Annotated in this window: 1 protein-coding gene; it reads left to right on the top strand. The window is 70.1% G+C overall.

Annotated elements, in window-relative coordinates; genetic code table 11:
* Positions 1–2,751: condensation domain-containing protein (locus ACWCPW_RS51855; protein WP_449768663.1), on the top strand; the 2,751-nt coding region annotated here is incomplete at both ends.

The following is a 2,751-nucleotide window of genomic DNA, read 5'->3' as shown; positions in this document are numbered from 1 at the left end:
GCGCAGTTCGCGTCGGTGGGGTTCGACAACTTCTGTCTGGAGTGGTCGGTGGCCTTGTCGTCGGGTGCGGCGCTGGTGGTGGTGCCCGAGGAGCGCCGGCTCGGTGCGGAGTTGGCCGGGTTCTTCGCCGACGAGGCGATCACCCACGCGACCCTGCCGCCCGCCGTGTTGGCCGGCGTGCCGACCGCGCTGATTTCGTCGGACGTCGTGCTGGAGGTGGGCGGCGAGGCCTGCCCACCCGAGCTGATGGCCCGCTGGGCCTCGGGTCGGGTGTTGTTCAACACCTACGGGCCGACCGAGACCACGGTGGACGCGGTGACTTGGCGTTGCCGGCCCGGGGTGGGCGAGGTCCCGATCGGGCGGCCGATCGCGAATGCTCGGGCGTATGTGTTGGATGATCGTCTCGCACTCGTGCCGCCGGGGGTGACCGGTGAGTTGTATGTGGCGGGTGCGGGTCTGGCTCGGGGTTATCTCGGTCGGGCGGCGTTGACCGGTGAGCGTTTCGTGGCGTCGCCCTTTGGCTCGGGCGAGCGGATGTACCGGACCGGTGACCGGGCGCGGTGGACGGCGGCCGGTGAGTTGGTCTTCGCCGGTCGGGCCGACGATCAGGTGAAGATTCGGGGGTTCCGGATCGAGCCCGGCGAGATCGAGGCCACGCTGATCGCACACCCCCGAGTCGCCCAGGCGGTGGTGCGCACCCGGCCCGGAAGCCCCACGGGTCGAGCCGGTGACGAGCGACTCGTCGGATACGTCGTCCCGGTCGGGCTCGTCGCCCCCGAGACCGACGAAGACTTCACGGCGACCCTGCGCGACTTCACCGCGGCCCGTCTGCCGGAGTACATGGTCCCGTCGGCGATCGTCGTCCTGGACGAGCTGCCGCTGACCGCCAACGGCAAGGTGGACCATGCCGCGCTGCCGACGCCCGACTACGTGACCGCGAGCACCGGTCGTGGTCCTTCGTCGGTGCGCGAGGAGGTGCTGTGCGCCGCCTTCGCCGAGGTATTGGGCCTGACCTCGGTCGGCGTGGACGACAACTTCTTCGCTCTGGGCGGGCATTCGCTGCTTGCGGTGACGCTGGTCGAGCGGTTGCGGGTGCGCGGGGTCTCGGTATCGGTGCGCGCCCTGTTCGAGTCGCCGACGGTGGCCGGACTGGCCGTCTCCGCCGGTGCGGATCCGGTCGCCGTCCCCGCGAATCGCATCCCGGCGGACGCGTCGACGCTGACGCCGGACATGTTGCCGCTGGTGGATCTGGCCGAGGCCGAGGTCGCGCGCGTCGTCGCGTCGATCGACGGCGGGGCCGCCAACATCGCCGACGTCTACCCGCTCGCGCCGCTCCAGGAAGGCATCCTGTTCCACCACCTGATGGCGGGTGAGCGCGAACGCGACGTCTATGTGACGTCGTTCGTGCTGGAGTTCGACACGCGTGAGCGGCTCGACGGCTTCCTCGAAGCCCTTCAGCGGGTGATCGATCGGCACGACATCTACCGGACCGCGATCGTCTGGGACGGGATCCCCGACCCGGTGCAGGTGGTGCAGCGCAACGCTCCGCTGACGGTGCGTGAGACGGCCCGTGTCGCCACCGATGCGGACCCCGCCGCGCACCTTCTCGCCGCCGGTGGGCTGACCATGGACATTCGGCGCGCACCGCTGATCGACGCGCACATCGCGCCCGCTGCCGAAGGCAGCCGCTGGTACGGCATGTTGCGCGTGCACCACATGATTCAGGACCACACCGGCATGGAGGTCCTGCTTCGGGAGGTTCGGGCGTTCCTCAACGGTCGGGGCGACGACCTCGCGCCGGCGTTGCCGTTCCGCGATTTCATGGTGCAGGCGCGGGAACGTCTGCGGCACGGCGGACACGAGGAGTTCTTCGCCGACCTGCTCGGCGATGTCACCGAACCGACCACGCCCTTCGGCCTGTTGGACGTGCGCGGCGACGGCACCGGGGTGCGGCGCGCCGATCTCCCGGTACGGGACGAGGTCGGCACACGGATTCGTGAGGTCGCCCGTCGGCTCGGAGTCAGCCCGGCCACCGTTCTGCATGTGGCGTGGGCCCAGGTGTTGTCGGTGCTCTCCGGACGCGACGACGTCGTGTTCGGGACGGTGTTGTCCGGTCGAATGCACGCCGGTGGCGACGGCGATCGGGCGCTCGGGCTCTTCATGAACACCCTTCCCGTCCGGGCCGACCTGCGGAACGTCGGTGCGCGGGCCGCGGTTTCGGCCATGCGCGACCGGTTGGCGGCGTTGCTCGAGCACGAACACGCGCCGTTGGCCGCCGCTCAGCGGGCCGCCGGGATTGCCGAGGACACACCGCTGTTCACCGCTCTGTTCAATTACCGGCACAGCGGTGGTCGGACGGCGAACACGGATCCCGACGGGCTCCGAGGCGATGCGATCGTGTCCGGAATCCGCACGGTGTTCATGCTGGACCTCACCAACTTCCCGCTGGCCGTCTCGGTGGACGATCTGGGCGCGGACGGCTTCGCGCTGACCGTGGACGCGGTGGCACCCGGCGACCCGCATGTGGTCACCCGGATGTTGCACACCACCATCGAGAACCTGCTCGCGGCCCTGGAAGACGGCCTGGACCACGAAGACGCCCCCGACGTCCCGCTCGACACCGTGGCAGTCCTGGACGCGGACGATCTCGGCCGGCTGCTGGTGGAGTGGAACGACACGTCTGCCGAGGTGGGTGGGGTGTCGGTGGTGGGGTTGTTGGGGCGGTGGGTGGAGTGGTCGCCGGATGCGGTG

Source organism: Embleya sp. NPDC001921 (assembly GCF_053594475.1).
The sequence above is the reverse complement of the archived record's forward strand: the minus strand, read 5'-3'. Positions and strand labels throughout refer to the sequence as shown.